Annotated in this window: 17 protein-coding genes; 3 read left to right on the forward strand and 14 right to left on the reverse strand. The window is 47.8% G+C overall.

Annotation, left to right across the window (positions count from 1 at the left end):
• Nucleotides 1–35 precede the first annotated feature (35 nt).
• Both QMA35_RS06870 and QMA35_RS06875 read left to right on the forward strand, forming a co-directional pair.
• Nucleotides 36–644 (forward strand): peptide deformylase, encoded by a 609-nt coding sequence (locus QMA35_RS06870; RefSeq protein ID WP_281646400.1) that lies wholly within the window; start codon nucleotides 36–38, stop codon nucleotides 642–644.
• A 116-nt stretch (nucleotides 645–760) separates the two neighbouring features.
• Nucleotides 761–2131 (forward strand): TolC family outer membrane protein, encoded by a 1371-nt coding sequence (locus tag QMA35_RS06875; RefSeq protein WP_281646401.1) that lies wholly within the window; start codon nucleotides 761–763, stop codon nucleotides 2129–2131.
• On the opposite strand, the gene QMA35_RS06880 is transcribed toward QMA35_RS06875, so the two are convergent.
• The 14 genes from QMA35_RS06880 to QMA35_RS06945 form a co-directional block, all read right to left on the reverse strand.
• Nucleotides 2103–2447, reverse strand: coding sequence for a hypothetical protein (locus QMA35_RS06880; protein ID WP_281646402.1), 345 nt, complete (start codon nucleotides 2445–2447; stop codon nucleotides 2103–2105). The two genes, QMA35_RS06875 and QMA35_RS06880, sit on opposite strands and share 29 nt — an antisense overlap.
• A gap of 58 nt (nucleotides 2448–2505) precedes the next feature.
• Nucleotides 2506–3069: a hypothetical protein gene (locus QMA35_RS06885; RefSeq protein WP_281646403.1), complete on the reverse strand. Its 564-nt coding sequence runs from the start codon at nucleotides 3067–3069 to the stop codon at nucleotides 2506–2508.
• A 14-nt stretch (nucleotides 3070–3083) separates the two neighbouring features.
• Nucleotides 3084–3701, reverse strand: coding sequence for an NUDIX domain-containing protein (locus tag QMA35_RS06890; protein WP_281646404.1), 618 nt, complete (start codon nucleotides 3699–3701; stop codon nucleotides 3084–3086).
• Nucleotides 3701–4264 (reverse strand): adenylyltransferase/cytidyltransferase family protein, encoded by a 564-nt coding sequence (locus QMA35_RS06895; protein ID WP_281646405.1) that lies wholly within the window; start codon nucleotides 4262–4264, stop codon nucleotides 3701–3703. The genes QMA35_RS06890 and QMA35_RS06895 overlap by 1 nt, the downstream gene beginning before the upstream one ends.
• Nucleotides 4265–4563: 299 nt before the next feature.
• Nucleotides 4564–5796 (reverse strand): DUF1329 domain-containing protein, encoded by a 1233-nt coding sequence (locus tag QMA35_RS06900; RefSeq protein WP_281646406.1) that lies wholly within the window; start codon nucleotides 5794–5796, stop codon nucleotides 4564–4566.
• A gap of 105 nt (nucleotides 5797–5901) precedes the next feature.
• Nucleotides 5902–6624, reverse strand: coding sequence for a tRNA (guanosine(46)-N7)-methyltransferase TrmB (trmB, locus tag QMA35_RS06905; RefSeq protein WP_281646407.1), 723 nt, complete (start codon nucleotides 6622–6624; stop codon nucleotides 5902–5904).
• An 85-nt stretch (nucleotides 6625–6709) separates the two neighbouring features.
• A complete protein-coding gene (locus QMA35_RS06910; RefSeq protein ID WP_281646408.1) occupies nucleotides 6710–7090 on the reverse strand; it encodes a DUF423 domain-containing protein in 381 nt (126 codons plus the stop codon).
• On the reverse strand, nucleotides 7090–8310 hold the full coding sequence (locus tag QMA35_RS06915; RefSeq protein ID WP_281646409.1) for a heme biosynthesis HemY N-terminal domain-containing protein: 1221 nt from the start codon (nucleotides 8308–8310) through the stop codon (nucleotides 7090–7092). The genes QMA35_RS06910 and QMA35_RS06915 overlap by 1 nt, the downstream gene beginning before the upstream one ends.
• Entirely contained in the window at nucleotides 8307–9518 is a 1212-nt protein-coding gene (locus QMA35_RS06920) for a uroporphyrinogen-III C-methyltransferase (RefSeq protein ID WP_281646410.1), read from the reverse strand. The genes QMA35_RS06915 and QMA35_RS06920 overlap by 4 nt, the downstream gene beginning before the upstream one ends.
• 62 nt (nucleotides 9519–9580) lie before the next feature.
• Complete coding sequence (locus QMA35_RS06925) at nucleotides 9581–10312, reverse strand: uroporphyrinogen-III synthase (RefSeq protein ID WP_281646411.1); 732 nt, start codon at nucleotides 10310–10312, stop codon at nucleotides 9581–9583.
• The gene (gene hemC / locus QMA35_RS06930) at nucleotides 10309–11295 is read right to left on the reverse strand and encodes a hydroxymethylbilane synthase (RefSeq protein ID WP_281646412.1); all 987 of its coding nucleotides are present in this window, start codon (nucleotides 11293–11295) and stop codon (nucleotides 10309–10311) included. The genes QMA35_RS06925 and hemC overlap by 4 nt, the downstream gene beginning before the upstream one ends.
• A gap of 80 nt (nucleotides 11296–11375) precedes the next feature.
• Entirely contained in the window at nucleotides 11376–12668 is a 1293-nt protein-coding gene (locus QMA35_RS06935) for a hypothetical protein (protein WP_281646413.1), read from the reverse strand.
• Nucleotides 12669–12844: 176 nt separating this feature from the next.
• Nucleotides 12845–14056 (reverse strand): glycosyl transferase, encoded by a 1212-nt coding sequence (locus QMA35_RS06940; protein ID WP_281646414.1) that lies wholly within the window; start codon nucleotides 14054–14056, stop codon nucleotides 12845–12847.
• Nucleotides 14057–14250: 194 nt separating this feature from the next.
• A complete protein-coding gene (locus tag QMA35_RS06945; RefSeq protein ID WP_281646415.1) occupies nucleotides 14251–15066 on the reverse strand; it encodes an HAD-IIB family hydrolase in 816 nt (271 codons plus the stop codon).
• 448 nt (nucleotides 15067–15514) lie between these two features.
• On the opposite strand from QMA35_RS06945, the gene QMA35_RS06950 reads away from it, so the two are divergent.
• Nucleotides 15515–17437: a PrkA family serine protein kinase gene (locus QMA35_RS06950; protein ID WP_281646416.1), complete on the forward strand. Its 1923-nt coding sequence runs from the start codon at nucleotides 15515–15517 to the stop codon at nucleotides 17435–17437.
• Nucleotides 17438–17519 lie beyond the last annotated feature (82 nt).

Consider the following 17519-nt stretch of genomic DNA (forward strand, 5'->3'; position numbering starts at 1 on the left):
TAATTCGCTGAAAGAATGGATGAAGAACGTATACGATGATACACCTGTCTAACGCACCTGAAATTGTATTGATCGGGGCTCCCTCCTTATTTGAAATACAGCCAAAAGTGGAAATCGATGAAATCAGTCATCCCGATTTTCAACATAATCTGGATGTATTGATTGCCAGCCAAAGACGATTCAATGGTGTTGGGATTGCCGCTCCCCAGGTTGGTTGGTCAGCCCGAGTCATGACCTTTGGTATTGATAAACAAAACACCCGCTACCCTGATGCGACAGCTTATCCAATTGAATGCTGGATAAACCCAGAGATAACCTGGTTCAGCGAAGACACTGTTTGGACTTGGGAAGGGTGCTTGTCTGTGCCTGACTCCAGAGGTTGGATTGAACGCCCTGCCAGTATTCACCTCAAAGGCTTGAACCGTCATGGTGAGCCAATCGAAAAAGAGATTGATGGATTTATGGCCAGGGTTGTTCAACATGAACAAGACCATTTGGATGGAATACTTTTTCCTTCCCAGGTCAGTTCACCAGAACTAATGATTCCTTTCCCATGCTTTGAACAACAGAAAAACTGGGCTGATGACTGGCCTACTCCGGGAGCTCATGTGACTCGTCCTGGAGGAGTTTCTCCCCATCGCTGATATCCCTTCTAAACTGAGTACCAATAGCAGTCGATAACGTTATGAATGTTATGTCCGCAAATTAAAGATTTTGGGGGCAGGTTTTTCACGCTGCAGTTTAATACGAGGGTCCAGGGATGGGACGCTGCTTTACCGCTGCTAAAGGTATGTTTGGGGGCGTGGTACTTTGTGCCTTCAGCTCGCTTTTTCAGAATGTCAGGGCTGATACCCTTCAGGAAACGATTTCGTATACCATCGAAACCAATCCGGAAGTGCTTATCAGCATGAATCGCTTCCGGGCGTCTGAAGAACTAATTGCTATTGAGCGTGCTGGTTATTTGCCAAAGCTTGGAGTCAGTGGTCGTACCGGCTGGCAGCGTAAACACAGCAAGATTTCTGGCGGAAATTCTAAAACCACAGACCGTATCGGCGAAGCCACTTTCGCTATTCAGCAGATGCTGTTTGATGGATTTCAAACCAGTAATCGCCTTGAGGGAGCCCGAATGGACTCCCAGTCCCGCTCATTAATGATGCACGCCCGGGCTGAAAGTGTGGCTCTTAGCGTGGTGGAGGTTTATCTCAAAGTTATCCGTTCAGAGCAACTGGTGGAGCTGGCTAGAGAGAACCTTGCGGTTCATGATGAGATTTACGACCAGATTCATGCCAGAACAGATAGCGGCCTTTCCCGTAGCTCTGATCTTGAGCAGATTCGCAGCCGCCGGGCCAGAGCTAGCGCCAATCTGGTTACCGCAATTAATACCTTGTCTAATGGTCGCAGTGAATACTTCAGCGTGGTGAACCGTAAACCTACTGGACTGGTTATGCCTGAGCTGGATATTTCTATGCTTCCGGTGACTTTGGATGAGGCCATGGCTATGGCCGGGCAGAATAATCCGGCCATTCAGGCAGCCAGCTTTGATATCAAAACCTATGAATCTCAGGCTAATGCCACTAAGAGCAGTTTCCTTCCTCAGCTGGACTTGGAGGTTGGCCAAACCTGGAGCGATATTCGTTCCGATATTCCCACCGCAGATGGGCGTACAGATACTCTCAGCGCCATGCTGAACTTCTCTTACAATATTTATAACGGAGGTGCAGATCAGGCTCGCCGTAAAGAAGCGGCCTGGAAAGTAGAAGAGGCGCGGGCATCCCGAGAATTAAGCTATCGGAATGTCACCAGGGATTTGCGTCTGGCATGGGATGCTTTTGTTTATATGGATGGGCAGGTGACTTATTTGAAAGAACATATCACTGCCAGCCGTGAAGTCGCCAAGGCTTATCAACAGCAGTTTCGCTTAGGGAAGCGCTCTCTCCTTGATTTGCTGGACACCGAAAATGAACTGTTTCAATCCCAGAGAGAGTTCATTGAAGCCGTTCATGAAGAGCTGTTTTCCCGTTACCGCGTGCTGCAGGGGACAGGGCAGCTTCTGGACAGCGTGAATGTAGATCTTCCAATGATGCTTCAGGCTGAAATGAACTTCAGAGCAACCCTTCCTGGGGATCAATAAGATGAGTGGTATCGTCATCGCCTTTGAGCTGCTGACGATACCAACGCCTTTTCAAGAGCTTATCCTGCGCAGGTTGAGGTAGTTCGGTAAACTGGATCAGCTGTTTTTCAATCATCAGTTCAATCAAGTCATCCAGAACACGAATAAACTGCTTGTCAGAATCTTCTAGAGCCTGAGTTTCACCATTGGGGTTCTGCCGTTGGAGGAACTGGCGGACATCCTCGGCATTTTCGTCAACCCTTTGCCATTGTTCTGAAACCTGTTTCTCGCCTAAAGCTATAAGCGTTCCGGCATCATCCCTGAGTCCGTAAAGCATAATGTCCAACCGTAATCTGAATTCTTACTTTCAGATTAGCAGTCGGATGCTATGCGGTTTATAGACCCGGTACCCAGCCAAGCCAGTAATCAGTTCCACTGGGAGCCATATTCTCCGTTAGCGGAAGGCCAGATAGGAGCGCATTCACCAAATTACGGCCAACAGATATAGGATCATCTTCCGGGCGACCTTCTCCGCGGCCAGATATACTCCAGATGATTTCACCTGTTTTGATATCAATAAGGTTCAGGGACAGATCCATTGTAAAGCGTCCGTCAGCAACCTTTTTATATTCATGCAATGTGCCGGTGATCCCCAGCTTGATACCGTGTTGATTTGCCCATTGCATGGAGTTTTTTAAACGGTGGGCGCTTTCAATAAGAGAATTATTTCCCTGAGTTTCTGTTTCCGGAGGGAGTTCAACTCGCTTTACACCCTTTGCGGCCAGCAGGACTGTCAGCATTCTTTCAATTTGAATGCCCGCTTCTTCAGATTGAAGAGATTGAACAGGAAGAACAGCCCAGCTTTCCTGTGATGGGTAACCATTCCGGTATGGCGAAGTATTACATCCGGCTAAAGCAACCAGAGTCAAAACGAGCAGACAACTGCGCAGAGGATTCATGATCAGCTTCCTGATTAGCCCTGATTTCTATACGTGCGAAGCCATTGCAGGGCAATGATGGTTGTTGCGTTATTTATGTTTCCGTCATCCAGCATGGCCAGAGCATCCACCGCACTGATGACATGAACGCGGATATCTTCATTTTCCGAATCCAGTCCATGTATGCCGCCTGCTTTGGAGCTGTCTGTTATGCCACAGAATAGGTGGATAACCTCATTACAGGCTCCGGGTGAAGGATAATACTGGAATATGGGTTTCAGTTCCGTGATTGTGCAGCCAGACTCTTCAACCGATTCCCGCAGTACAACATCTTCTGGTTTTTCCCCTGGTTCCGCAATGCCGGCCACGATCTCCAGCATCCAGGCAGACTCAGTATCCGCTCCAGCTTCGATCATAGGGCCAACCCGGAACTGCTCTATCAGAACAACATTATCGAGTTTGTCATCGTACAGTAGAACCGCTGCTGCGGGTGTTCTGAGAAATACTTCTCTGGCCACGGTTGGTGTTTCTCCACCACGGAACAGAGTGTGACGAAAATAATAGCGAGCAGCCTGAAAGAACCCGCTATACAGAGGTTCTGTTTTCTCTATATGGAAAGTGAGTTTTTTATCAGAGCTGTTTTCTCGACTCATTATTGCGTCCTGTATGATTTTTTCTCTCTGAGCAGTGATAGCACCGAAGGTGTGACCAGTGAAGAGAGTTCTTGCTCCGGAAAAATGTTGCTTGGGGAGTTTTCAATGAGTTGCCGTACCAGAGTGCTTCGAGCTTTGATATTTTCCTGAGCCGTAAAGATAGGCCACCTTTGCTCAATATCCTGATAGCGATAAAAACGTTCCCATATTTCCTGGCTGGCATTGTCCGGCCCACGAATAAAACTGAATTGGGTGTCCGGGTGTTGTTCGCTAAGACTGTTTAATAGAGTCCAAGTATACACAGGGTGTTCTGGGTTCTGTTTATAAAGATCCTTTTCAATGAGCGATATTTCAATTTCGCAGGAGATACTCTTGATATCTTTACAAAACGCAGAAAGTAATTCTTCCCGAGCCTCAATGGGCAGTGACTGTTTGCTAAATGCATGGGCGGCACTGGGAACCAGAAGGATTGTGTCGAACTCCGACGCTGCCTGCCTGAGAACATCCAGGTGGCCTCTGGTGGGCGGATTAAAAGCTGAGCCGAAGACGCCAGTACGTTGCATGAAAGAGTTGATTACTATGTGATCCAGATGAACGCTTTAGTTTATCTGATTAGGGAAATACGTGGTACAAAACGTCGCCAGAACCTGAGATTTTACGGGTTAATAATGTATGCCCCTGATAGTTGATAGTGTGTTTAAGTAATCGTGACAGTCTGCTTCGTGAATGTACGGATTTCATGATGTTTATGAAAAGTTATCATGGTCATGCTTTTTCATTACTCCCTGACTTTGGTTGTAATAGTGAGCCTGACACCATCTCCTCCCTCTGCTTAGGTGTCAGGCTTTTTTTATCCCCCGATTTAATGACCACTTCTTCTTAAAGCTGCAGGCGTGAAATCCATTGGTTTGAGCCGTGCTTTGAAATTCCAATACGTTCCATCTGTATTCAAGCCATCTATCAGGTAGCCCTGCCCTGTAAAGTCATAAGTAATCTGTATTGGGGCAACCAGAACTGGAATATCCGTTGCTGTAAATGTGTAAGCTTCCTGATACCGGAACAAGTTGTTTTCTTTGTCATACAGGTCTGCCATCAGAATTTGCCAGCTATCTTCATCCAGATAAAAACGTCGTTTGGAATATAGGTGACTCATGTTTTTTTTCAGCGTGGCTTCCACGATCCAAACTCCTTGCTGCTCATAGCGTAATGCTGCCGGGTTCAGGCTTTCTGTATGAAGAAGGTTTTCATCAACCTTTAAAGTCGCCAGTTTTTGGTTGTTGTAGGGAACAATCATGATTTGTTTGCCAATGAGTTCCCAGTCGTACTTTTCAGGAGAACCATTGAACATATTCAGGCTGTCTTGGGTCAGCAGACCATAGGAATGATCAACAACAAAGTCATAGGCTAAAACAGACATACGTTTAACGCTGCGAGGGCCGGGGAAGTATTGCCAGAATGCAGGTTTATTCTGATCTTGGTTGATTGTTTCTTTAGTCAGGTAAAGAGTCTGTGCATCTTTGACCGGTTCGATAACTTTGCTGCGATTTATCAGCAGAACATTGCTGAATGATTCATGGTCTTCTTGAGGTTGACCGTAGATATAAAGGGTTTGCCAGTCTGTTGTGTAGGTGCTGTGAGTACCGTTGGGGAAAACATTAATGCGGTGGGATTTCCCGGAAATGGCATCTCCCCTATAACGCAGAAGATGGTTCCAGATTGCTTCTAGCCCTGTGGCTGGTGAGCGAAACGGACTTCCCGGCAAACAATGGCTGATACTGTTTCCGCTATTTTCCAACTGGCAGTTTTGCTGCCTCATATTGGCAGCAATATGTTCAGGAACAACGGCCGTTTGGTGGCTGGGGTATATAACCATTTCATAGTTAGAAGAATGGTCGAGCAGATGTTTTGCGCCTTCACTAAGAAGTGCGCTGTATTCGCTCAGGTTTGATTTTGTAATTGTGAAAAGTGGTTGCTCGTCCTGAGCTGGAATTGATTCTGCAGACCCGAGTGTAGCATTCTCACTTGCTTGAAGCAGGCAGGATGTTGTGAGCAGGCAACTTATGAATAAACGTTTTGATAATTGAGTGAATAACACGTGTCTGCCTTGCTTATTGCTGTTATTGGCAGACAGTTTTAGACCACAAAACAAAAAACGCCCGACTTTCGTCGAGCGTTTTTATATAAGAACAGTGACAGCAACTCAGATCTTTTCAAACAACAGATCCCAAACACCATGTCCAAGTCGTTCACCTCGTTTTTCAAACTTGGTGATCGGGCGGTAATCCGGGCGTGGAGAATAGTTCTCCTCACCAGCCTGGTTCTTCCAGCCTTCAGAAGCGGTCATGACTTCCATCATTTGTTCTGCGTAGTTCTCCCAGTCTGTCGCGAGATGCAGAACACCACCGGTTTTGAGTTTGGGCAGCAGGGAAGCAACAAATGCTGGCTGGATCAGGCGACGCTTGTTGTGGCGCTTCTTATGCCACGGGTCCGGGAAGTAAACCTGCAGGCGGTCGACGCTGTTATCTGGAATACACTTGGCAAGGACTTCAACTGCATCATCGCAGTAAGCACGCAGGTTGTTCAAACCGGCTTTGTCTGCTTCATTCATCAGGCTGCCAACGCCAGGACGGTGAACTTCAATGCCGATAAAGTTCTTGTCCTGTTCATTCTGGGCCATATCTACAAGAGAAAGCCCCATACCAAAGCCAATCTCAAGTACCAGCGGAGCTTTGCGGCCGAAAACAGCATCCAGGTTAATACGGCCGTCTTCCAGCTTTAACCCTTGCTTGGGGAAAATAACATCCCAGCCTTTCTGCTGGCCTGTTGTCATCCGACCAGCTCGGAGCACAAAGCTTTTGATCTTGCGCTGGTGAGGGGTATCACTCTTCTGCTGATCGTTTGCAGAGATGTTAGTTTCAGTCATGGGGGAGATAAGTCGTCGCTAAAAAGTATCTTGCTGGGGCGCGCATTATACGGAGATAGCCAGCCTGTACCAGATACCTGGGTTATTACTCGTTGCTATGGATTTTAAATCCATAGCAAAAGAGTGCAAACCAGCCCAGCAGGAAAGCGACACCACCAAAAGGTGTAACTATACCAAGCTTTCGGATACCGGTAAGAGCCAGAATATAGAGGCTGCCAGAGAAAAGAACGATCCCAATACTGAAAAAGCGCCCGGCAAATAATAGGCTACGATCTGGAGAGTTAAGCGCCAGTACCGCCACCAGGCCAAGAGCAGCAGTGTGAAACATCTGATAGTTCACTGCTTTATTCCAGATACTCTGCTGATAGGGAGAAAATATATCCCCCAGTGCATGGGCACCAAAGGCACCCAGTGCAACAACCAGAAATCCGGACAAAGCGGTTACTATCAGAAAAAAACGTGGCATTAAATATTCTCAGCGGCCATTGCTAATCCGCGCTGGAAGTAACCGGAACTGAGCTCATGTTCTCCCAGTTGTGCGAGTAACATGCCCAGTTCGTTATAGGTTTCCACACTGTGATGTAGTTTCAGGCTGGTTTCCAGATATTCCTTTGCTTTACCCCATAACTGCCTGCGGGCACAGATTCGACCCAGAGCGAGTAACAGCTCTGCATCATTAGGACGCTCGGCCAGAAGTTTTTCTGCAGCCAGAAGCTGGCGGCTGGAATCTGTACACTCAATACGGCCATAAACGCGAATAAGTAGTGTGCTGTAAAGCGAGGGTAACTGCCGACGAATAAAAGCTTCAGCCTGTTCTTGAGCATTCAACTGAAACAGGCACCGTGCATACCTGTAAACAAGATCTGTGTTGCGACGCTGAGCTTTGGTAAGGGATTGCCAGACTTCATCAGCCGGTTTTGTTTTTTCGCTCTCCGGCAGGTTGCGGCCTTTGTTGCGCGCCTGATCAAACAGTTCCCGGTAAATGTTCTGTTCCAGCTCTTCAAGAACCTTAATGCTGAAGACTTTGTGCTTGTGCAGCGTTGGCAGAAGCTTCGCCAGAGCGTGCCAGTCTCCGAGGTGTACATAGGTCTGCTTAAGAAGTTTCAGCAGATAGGGGTGCTTGGGAGATTTCTTGTGCAAAGACTTCAGAGTAGCCAATGCCTGTTCATACTGTTTTTGAGAAATCTGGGCTTCTGCCTGAGTAATCCCTATCGCCATATAAGCGGCAGGAGCTGCTTCATCCGCTTTGCGAAGAAACTCTTTGCAGGCTTCCATATCATTATTGGCACTGGCCGCTCTTGCAGCTACCAAGTAGTTCAATAAGGGAAATGAACCGGATTTGCCAGCCAGAGAAAGGTGGCGTTGAGCAGCTTTCCAATGACCGTTTGCAAATTCAATCAGCCCCTTATTAGACAGCCTTTGAGAGCGACGACGACGGGCTTTGGCTGTCATGGGAACAATTGCGCCGGCGCTGCTGCTGATTCCCTTTACCAGAGATGCGGTGAACTTAACTGCGACCAGAATCAGTGCCAAAGCCAGAATTGTTGCCCACAGGCTGCTTTCCAGCGTGTAGCCATTGTAGGCAACCAGAACGTAGCCATTGTCTAAAAAGAAATAACGAACTGTTAAAAAGCATCCTGCAATCAAAAGCAGGAGGAGCAGGGATTTCAGGATGATCTTTCTCATGACCTGTCCCCGGCAGTTTCTTTGCTTACCGATTCAACTGGAAGGCGCTGATCAGCTTTCTCATCGATATAGGTTTTCAGCGCAATCAGCGAGCGGCTGATTTCAGGAATTTGTTGTTCAACGGGGGTTCCGGCCAGGCGAGTCAAAGCCTCATCAAGTGCTTTCATCTCGACACTTTCATTAAGAAACCACTCATCCAGCCAGCTTTTTGTTTTTGCCAGGCTGGCCTGATACACGACTGTACGCCCCTGCAGCAAAGCAACTTGTGCCTGTTCCAGCATCAGGCGAAGGTTCTGGCGCAGATAAACTTCCTGCTCTGGTGCTAGCAGTGGAGCAACTTTCTGATTGTTATCCCGCAGGCGGAACTGGGTCGCAAAGGTCGCACCAATATCTTTGGCAGCGGCAAATCCGGTATCAAACCACCCGGTCAGGGTATAAGTTATCTTCTGCTTCAAAGTGGCATCAGCAGGAAGGGATTCCTGAGTTTGTGCTGGAGACTCTGTGCTACTTTCCGTATTTATAGCTGTATCAATAACTGGAATGTCGGAAGCGAGAGGAAGAACATCAATGCGGTTTGCCAGAGCGTTGAGTTCCATCCAACTGGCGCTGATATCAATATTGGGAGTCGCGCGCAAAGCGGCTAAATCTTCAGCGAGAGCCTGACGAACAGTAAACAGACCATATTCGTCTACGGCGACCAAAAGTTCATCGGCTTGGCTAAGCAGGGTTTTGGCGCTCCTGATGTCGTGCATTGTCAGCAGACGCTGGTTAGCAAGCCGCATCAGGTATTCAGCTTCTGCCAGCTTCCAGTCGCTGCGGTCAGCTCCTTGCAGACGATTGAAGCGACGATCAAGATTGTCTATGCGTACAACAAGACGATCAGACTGGCCGGATACACTCTTCACATCTTCCTGAACAGCAGAACGGGTTTTATCCATCACCTGCTGCACAGTGCGGGAATTCTGGCTGAGCTGTTGATCAACCCAGTTCTGACCTGCCAGCGTGTCATTGGAAAGCAGTGGCCAGATGTTTTTGTAACCGTACCAGCCTGCACTACCAATTACGGCAATCAGAACCAAAGACAGAAAGGTAGAGAACACGGCCAGTTTGCTGACATAAGCGTTCTGCTGCTTGATCTTTCTGGTCACCGCTTTAGGTGTTTTCTCAGCCTTGGCATCCGTTGGGGCTGGAGTCTTCTCTTGTGGCATATTGTCGTTCACCCTGACCTGCTCACTTATCGGTTCGTGTGGTGCATTTCTGCAATATCGTATCAATATACGAGCTGTAATAAAGCCTCGGCAATGTCCTGATCGCCTGCTCCCTGACTTACAACAACCCTTTTAAAGCCTAATGCCTCTGCTTTTTCCGCAACCCGCTGGCTAGGAATAATAAGAGGGAGGTTTTTCAGGTCGTCCGGACAGCAAGTGTGAAGATTGCTGACAATTTGACCGCTGGTGGCGACGATAGCATTTATGTCTGCACTTGCCACTGTCGTTTCAATTTCACCCTGCTGGTAATCAGGGCATTGACGGCGATAAAGATCTAAGGAAACAACCTCCGCTCCTCTGCGTGAAAGTTCGTTTCTTAATAGCTCTCTGCCCCCTTCTCCTTTCAACAGAAGAATTTTTTCGCCTGTTACCTGATTCAGCTCCGGCAGTGCCAGCATGGCTTCACTGGTGAATTCTGAATGAGGAGTCAGTGGTTGGATGCCGTGGGACTTCAAGGCTTGAGCGGTTCCCAGACCGGGGGTAACCCATTGTGTCTGAGGCGAGAATTCTGGCAGAGTACGCAGCGCAATGTCTACGGATGGAACACTAATGGCGATGATTTTACTGAACTGCGCCAGGTTATCTGGCTGAGAGGTAAGTGTAAGCGGGGTGATGGCAACCATGGGCAAAACAGTTGTTCTCGCACCTTTGGCTTGAAGAAAAGCTGCCAGCCTGCCAGCCTGAGGCTGGGGGCGGGTAATCAGTACCCGCAACCCTTCCAGAGCTAAGCTCATGATTCTTTTGGAGTACTGGCGTTGGCGGCTGTTGAGTGAGGCAATGCCGCAAGAATCTCCCCAGCGCCCTGCTCCAGCAAATGTTCGGCTGCACTTGTGCCAGCTTGTTCGTAATCTTCCGCTGTAACAGTGATCTCAGTTCGAAGAATTTCACTGGCGTCGGGCTGGCCAACCAGGCCTCGCAGGAATAGCTTGTCGCCTTGAAGTTCAGCAAAACTGGCTATTGGAACCTGACAGCCACCGTTAAGGGTGCGGTTCATCGCTCTTTCGGCCAGAACACATTTAGCTGTTTTTTCGTGATGGAGCGGCTTAATCAAATCAATAATGGCTTGATCGTTTGTACGGCATTCAATGCCCACAGCTCCCTGGCCACCTGCAGGAAGGGAAAGCTCGGTTTCCAGATAGTGGGTGATTCTGTCTTCAAACTCCAGGCGAATCAGGCCGGCGGCGGCAAGAATAATGGCGTCGTACTCGCCAGCATCCAGTTTGGCCAGGCGGGTATTTACATTGCCACGCAGGAAATTAATGGTCAGATCAGGGCGCTTGGCCAGAATCTGGCATTGGCGACGCAAGCTGGAGGTTCCAACAATTGCTCCTTGTGGGAGTTCATCTAACGACTTGTAAGTGTTGGAAACGAAAGCATCCCGGGGGTCTTCACGCTCACAAATTACGGGAAGGCCCAGCCCTTCCGGAAAGGCCATAGGAACATCTTTCATTGAGTGAACAGCAATATCAGCGCGACCTTCGAGCAGGGCGTGTTCCAGCTCTTTTACGAATAAACCTTTTCCGCCAATCTTTGCTAATGGGGCATCAAGCAATTTATCGCCGCGACTGACCATGGTAACCAGTTCAACGGCCAATTCTGGATGCAGGGCTTCCAGACGGCTTTTCACATGCTCTGCCTGCCAGAGAGCCAGAGCACTTTTCCGGGTGGCGATTCTCAGGGTTTGTACTGGTTTTACAGCTTGCGCCTGTACAGACATTATTCTGGGCACTCATATCAGTGTTTCTATCGAGCGCCCAATCATACCTGTTTTTAGAGTTGGAGGCTTATATAAGAGTTTTACTTGGTATCTGGTTTTTTTTCGTTTGGTTGATGTGGAAAGCCGCCTGAAAAACTAACACTTGGGTTCCTGCGATGACGTATCACCTGGTGTGGAGGCAGAGTTTGAATCGGCTCTGTTGTGAGGCTGGTATGCGAAGAAGAATTATAGCTGGTAAACCTTTTTGCTGAAGATGAGGGGTATGGTGGTTGGAATGAAGCGCCGGTAGTTGTAACGAGTGACAGGTCTGTATTTGTTCTTTGTACAGTATAGAACGGTAGCACGGGGACTCCCCCCATCTCGTGGACTGTTCTCTTCACTTTTGTTGCGGCGGCATTTGCCGGAGGAACGAGTTGTTCCTCTCGCCCTTCAGGGATATCCCAAACAGTTTTCGATGCAAAGGCTCCCTCAGGCATACATACATACTCGAACCCCAAGAATCTGGCAGAAAACGGACTTTCACTTTGTAGCAGTACGCTAACCTTGTTGATTCGGGCGCCAACCATATCATTGATCATTGCTACGGCGTGTAGCCTTTCTTTGAATGGTTTAATTAAATTCTGAAGCTTTTGGTAAGTCAGGCTGTTAGCAGTCTGGTCGGCTTCATTGGTAATGATCTCAACTATTTCACTGAGGCGTAGTTCCTGTAACGCAAGCTTGTCCGGATCGACTTCCGTGTCTGCGTTAGCTGTCCCATGCTGGAGCTGACTAAGAGTTGATGCCCCGGAGCCTTTGTATGATGCGTGACCTCTGTTCCTCAGCGGGCGTAACTTTTCATCCCAAAAGAGAAAGAATGTGTAATCCTTAGTCGTAAAGTTTCTTTTTTGAAGGAAGTCCCACGGAGGAGTCACAGGTGAAGTTTCAATAAGGAGTCCTGATTTGTTAGAGGCTTCATCTCTATCAAACAGAGTGAGTTTTCGAATGTTGAGAGGTTTGCTTTGAAAATCTTCAGTTTTTTCGCTTTCTGATTGTCTGGGTGGAGTGAAAGATAACAGTACCGCCTCATCAGGCTTAGCTGTGTCACTCGTGGAGAAGCCTGAGTCTATGGAAACTTCTCCCATAAAAGTCAGATTTACAGTATCGGTTTTCTCCTGTAATTGAACCTTTATTTGCTCTTGCACTTTCTCCGCTTCCTCTGAGGTTATGGTTTGAGGGGAGCTAGGATTGAGAGAATGCTTTGGAGTGCGGCTCCTTTTTTTTTCTCTTGAAGAACCCGTAATTGAAGTTGTGAGTGTTGCAGTGGCTTCAAGCTTTTCTGATAACTCTTTTGATAGGGCTAATACTTCTGTGCTGGTTGTTGGAGTAGTAATCAAAAAGCGCTGAACAAGAACCCTCGTAGCATGTGCCGGGGCAGTGAGTGAAATTGTGAAGGTAACGAGAAAACATGTCAGAAGCGGGTGCCTTCTCGAAACAGATACGACAGCCATAAACCATCACTCAACAGAAACTGTCTGCTATATATAGCTTATGGCTGTCGTTTGGGTGGATTTCAGCTGTTATCCAGCTCAACCGCGTCATATAAGCGTTCAAGGAAGTCAGGAATCGCTGCTACGACACGGTTCCAGCTGGGGATAAATGGCTTCTCCATTGGACGTTCAAGAAATTGCGTGCCTGCTTCCATGATATTTTTGGCAAACAGTTCCACGGCCTGTTCTTCATTGTGGCGATCTACCCGTAAACCGTTCATAACCCCATCGTTGTAATAGGATTCGATGAAATCCAGAGCTTGCCGGTAATACGTTGCCTTGATGGTGCGGAAGGTTTCCTGATTAAATTGCACGCCTGTTGTCGCCAGCTTTCGGAAAATAGCCTTGATAATGTCGTTGCTCATTTTCGACAAGCCAGCCGCCGGGTCCTCCTTGGAAAGAGGTTGATGTTTGTGATCGTAAGTATCGGCAATATCGACCTGACAGAGACGGCGGGTTGAGTAGTTGCGCATCACTTCTGTGAGCACACCAATCTCCAACCCCCAGTCGCTGGGGATGCGAATGTCGTTGAACACATGGGCACGCATGGAAAACTCTCCCGCCAGCGGATAACGGAAGCTATCGAGATATTCCAAATAATCATGGTGACCGAAAATTGTTTTCAGTGAGCGCAGTAATGGTGTCACCAGTAACCGGCTCACACGACCATTCATATTCTGGCCTGCTACTCGTGCGTAATAGCCTTTGCAGAAGGTGTAATTAAATGCTGGGTTGGCTACCGGATAAAACAAGCGAGCCAGCATCTCACGGTTATAAGTCACTATGTCGCAGTCGTGCAGTGCGACAGCTTCGGCGCGAGCTGAAGCCAGAATATAACCGTAGCAGTACCATACATTTCGGCCTTTGCCGGGTTCCATAGGGGCAAGGCCTTCTTTCTGCAGCTGCTTGTCCAGCTCTCTGAGGTTTGGCCCATCATTCCAGAGAATGCGGTGGTTCTGTGGCAATCGGCCAAAGAATTCCTTGGCGTGGTTAAACTGCTCCTGATCAGCTCTGTCCAAACCAATAACGATCTCGGTCAGGTAGGGAACCTCGCAGAGCTCGGTAATAATATTATCCAGTGCTGGCCTCTGGAGCTCTGAGTAAAGAGATGGGAGTACAAGAGACATGGGGCGCAAGCGGGAAAAGGTGAGTAGGTCCTGCTCCAGTTCCTGAAGACTTCGCGTGCGCAGGTTATGCAGGTTGGTGATAACACCGTTCTGATAAAAGTCGCCCATTGTGTGCCCCGTATTGTTGGTCTCAGGCTGATGTTCTGTTTAGTGTTCAGCGCATAGATGATAAAACCGTGAACAGCATAGTTGTTAACGTCAGTTGTTAAAGTCAGTTGTAAAAGCCACTGACTGTTGCTGTTTCTATTTCTATACAAGGGAATAAAGCAAAAGCCAGGCCAGTGACTTCAAGAAGGGCAGTTTCAGAGAAAGGCTTTTATCAGTTTGATTATTTCTATGTTCCAGCCGACCGGTCCGGGTGCATCAGTTATTTTCAGATTTTTAATATGGCCACATTTTGGTGCGTGGCCATGATCAGAGCTAATCAGAACGGGATAATCAACAGCTTCAAGCATTGGCAGGTCATTCGCGCCATCTCCCAACCCAATAGTGATGAACTGGGTATCAGGAAATTCTCCCCGAAAGTGGTCGGTCAGCCATTTCACGGCAAGGCCTTTATCTCCACTACTGGAAACGTGATGAAATCGCCCCCCTTGAGTGAGGTGTAAATTTCGAGCTGTTAACAGCCGCTGAAACAGTTCGAGATTTTCATCAGAGTCGCTCCAGATGAGTGGTTCGCTACAATCCCGTTCTTTGGCTCTTTCGGATTCTTCCAGGTCAAGGCCTGTACAGGCGGAAACTTCGTTGACTGTCATATCGCCAAAACCAGTGAATTCAAACCCATACTCCGAGCGAATATTGCACAGAGCTTGTCTGACTTGAGAGTAGAAACTCCCAAATATTGTGGTGTGGCATGTTTCGTTGGAGCCAACCCCAGAAAAATAATGATCAGGAATAGAGAGACAGCTGCCGTTTTCTGTAGCGAAAGGATCGGAGTTGCCGAGTTGTTCTCTGAGATGAGCGGCTTCAGCTCTGGTTTTACTGGTGTTAAATATCAGGGGGATGCGATGCTCTTTCAGCAGCGCAAGAGCCTCACCGGCAGGAGCTGTGGTGTAGCTGTCATGATCAAGCAGAGTGCCATCAAGGTCGGTAAAAACAAGCAGCTTAGTGTCGTTCATTGTTGTTCTGATCACCTGCTTATCGTGTGGCTACCTTTCTGATCGTCGGTTTTTTTCAGAGGAAAAACAAGGGCTGAATTTTAGCTGAGGAATTCAGAGAGAAAAGTTTGATAGGTTGCTGCAAGTAACTGTAAGGCCTGTTTTGCAGTAGACCTGCTTCGGACGAGAAGAAACATAACAGACCCAATATTACATAAAATACTTGACCGAAACAGTCTTTTTCTTTGCAGGGATCGCTTGTAGTTTAGTAGGTGTTCCTACCTACTTTGCATCATGGGTGCGAAAAAAAAGATATGTCTTGCCATGTTGAAAAAGGAGATAAGAAAGCACGCTTGGGTGGCACAAGAGTGAACACACATCGGGAAAACCTTCACAGTTATGTAAAGTACTTAGAAAGTATTCTCGATAGCCGTCTACTTTAAGAAAACGACAATAGATGGGTGGTTGTATGTCCTTGTTTCAGCATTATCAGAACCGTTTTGACTCTACGCAGCAGGAAGAAATGAGCCTGCAGGAGTATCTGGATTTATGTAAAGAAGATCCGGGTGCCTATGCCAACGCCGCTGAGCGTATGTTGATGGCAATTGGTGAACCTGAGATGGTCGATACTTCCAGAGACCCGCGGCTGAGTCGTATCTTCTCCAACAAAATTATCAAACGTTATCCAACCTTTGATGAGTTCTATGGCATGGAAGAAGCAATCGAACAGATTGTCTCCTATTTCCGTCATGCATCTCAGGGTTTGGAAGAGAAAAAGCAGATTTTGTATCTTCTGGGCCCAGTCGGTGGGGGTAAGTCTTCTCTGGCGGAGCGCTTGAAAGCCCTTGTCCAGCAAGTCCCTTTTTATGCCATTAAAGGTTCCCCCGTATTTGAGTCCCCACTGGGCTTATTTGATGACACTGAAGACGGTGTCATTCTCAATGAAGAATATAATATTCCGCGCAGATACCTGCGGCATATCATGTCACCATGGGCCGTGAAACGGCTTCATGAGTATGGTGGTGATATTTCTCAATTCCGCGTTGTAAAGCTCTATCCGAGCATTCTCAATCAGATTGCAGTAGCCAAAACGGAGCCGGGCGATGAAAACAACCAAGATATCTCAAGTCTTGTTGGTAAGGTCGATATCCGACAGCTGGAAGAATTTTCTCAAGACGATCCAGACGCTTACAGCTTCTCAGGAGCCTTGTGTCGTGCCAATCAGGGCGTCATGGAATTCGTCGAAATGTTCAAGGCCCCGGTCAAGGTATTACACCCGTTACTGACAGCTACTCAGGAAGGTAACTACAACAGTACTGAAGGCCTTGGTGCGATTCCGTTTGAAGGTGTGTTGCTGGCCCACTCCAATGAATCTGAGTGGCAGACATTCCGTAACAATAAGACCAATGAAGCCTTTATCGACCGTGTAAACATTGTGAAGGTGCCTTACTGCACCCGAATCAGTGAAGAAGTTCATATTTACGAGAAACTGCTGGAGCACAGTTCTCTGAAGCAAGCGCCTTGCGCACCAGATACCCTGAAGATGCTGGCGCAGTTCACCACTCTGTCACGTATCAAAGAACCAGAAAACTCCAATTCTTACTCCAAGATGCGGATATACGACGGTGAGAACCTGAAAGATACCGATCCACATGCCAAGTCTTTGCAAGAATACAAAGATGCAGCCGGTGTTGATGAAGGTATGGAAGGTCTCTCTACCCGTTTTGCCTTTAAAACCTTGTCTAAGGTATTTAACTTCGATCCATCGGAAGTAGCGGCCAACCCTGTTCATCTGTTGTATGTACTGGAGCGTGAAATCGAGCAACAGCAGTTCCCACAGGATACTCATGATCGTTACATGCGTTACATCAAAGAGTATCTGGCACCCAAATACGTGGAGTTCCTGGGGAAAGAGATTCAGACCGCTTACCTGGAGTCCTACTCCGAGTATGGCCAGAACATCTTTGATCGGTATATTACCTATGCCGACTTCTGGATTCAGGATCAGGAGTTCCGCGATCCTGATACTGGCCACATTCTCGACCGCAGCACTCTGAACGATGAGCTGGAGAAAATTGAGAAGCCTGCCGGTATTGCTAATCCGAAAGATTTCCGTAACGAAGTTGTGAACTTTGTCCTGCGTACCCGAGCCAACCTTGAGGGTAGAAACCCAAGCTGGTTGAGCTACGAGAAGATGCGGGCGGTGATTGAGAAGAAAATGTTCTCTAACACCGAAGATCTGCTGCCGGTTATCAGCTTCAATACCAAGTCCAGCCAGGATGAGCAGAAGAAGCACCACGACTTTGTGGAGCGGATGATGAAGCACGGTTATACCGAGAAGCAGGTTCGATTGTTGTGCGAATGGTATATCCGGGTTCGTAAGTCACAGTAAGCGTAACAGTGATGTGTAACGCAGCAGAGCAGGTTACAACCTGCTCTGCCGCTGTTAGAAAAACTAGCAGAGCACAAAGCTG

Origin of the sequence: Parendozoicomonas sp. Alg238-R29 (genome assembly GCF_947331445.1) — a bacterium.
Classification (GTDB): Bacteria; Pseudomonadota; Gammaproteobacteria; order Pseudomonadales; family Endozoicomonadaceae; genus Sansalvadorimonas.

What these genes read in the sequence shown, in the direction of transcription:
- QMA35_RS06870 (WP_281646400.1), top strand. Translation starts at nt 36, where the DNA reads ATGATACACCTGTCTAACGCACCTGAAATTGTATTGATCGGGGCTCCC.
- QMA35_RS06875 (WP_281646401.1), top strand. Translation starts at nt 761, where the DNA reads ATGGGACGCTGCTTTACCGCTGCTAAAGGTATGTTTGGGGGCGTGGTA.
- QMA35_RS06880 (WP_281646402.1), bottom strand. Translation starts at nt 2,447, where the DNA reads ATGCTTTACGGACTCAGGGATGATGCCGGAACGCTTATAGCTTTAGGC.
- QMA35_RS06885 (WP_281646403.1), bottom strand. Translation starts at nt 3,069, where the DNA reads ATGAATCCTCTGCGCAGTTGTCTGCTCGTTTTGACTCTGGTTGCTTTA.
- QMA35_RS06890 (WP_281646404.1), bottom strand. Translation starts at nt 3,701, where the DNA reads ATGAGTCGAGAAAACAGCTCTGATAAAAAACTCACTTTCCATATAGAG.
- QMA35_RS06895 (WP_281646405.1), bottom strand. Translation starts at nt 4,264, where the DNA reads ATGCAACGTACTGGCGTCTTCGGCTCAGCTTTTAATCCGCCCACCAGA.
- trmB (WP_281646407.1), bottom strand. Translation starts at nt 6,624, where the DNA reads ATGACTGAAACTAACATCTCTGCAAACGATCAGCAGAAGAGTGATACC.
- QMA35_RS06910 (WP_281646408.1), bottom strand. Translation starts at nt 7,090, where the DNA reads ATGCCACGTTTTTTTCTGATAGTAACCGCTTTGTCCGGATTTCTGGTT.
- QMA35_RS06915 (WP_281646409.1), bottom strand. Translation starts at nt 8,310, where the DNA reads ATGAGAAAGATCATCCTGAAATCCCTGCTCCTCCTGCTTTTGATTGCA.
- QMA35_RS06920 (WP_281646410.1), bottom strand. Translation starts at nt 9,518, where the DNA reads ATGCCACAAGAGAAGACTCCAGCCCCAACGGATGCCAAGGCTGAGAAA.
- QMA35_RS06925 (WP_281646411.1), bottom strand. Translation starts at nt 10,312, where the DNA reads ATGAGCTTAGCTCTGGAAGGGTTGCGGGTACTGATTACCCGCCCCCAG.
- hemC (WP_281646412.1), bottom strand. Translation starts at nt 11,295, where the DNA reads ATGTCTGTACAGGCGCAAGCTGTAAAACCAGTACAAACCCTGAGAATC.
- QMA35_RS06940 (WP_281646414.1), bottom strand. Translation starts at nt 14,056, where the DNA reads ATGGGCGACTTTTATCAGAACGGTGTTATCACCAACCTGCATAACCTG.
- QMA35_RS06945 (WP_281646415.1), bottom strand. Translation starts at nt 15,066, where the DNA reads ATGAACGACACTAAGCTGCTTGTTTTTACCGACCTTGATGGCACTCTG.
- QMA35_RS06950 (WP_281646416.1), top strand. Translation starts at nt 15,515, where the DNA reads ATGTCCTTGTTTCAGCATTATCAGAACCGTTTTGACTCTACGCAGCAG.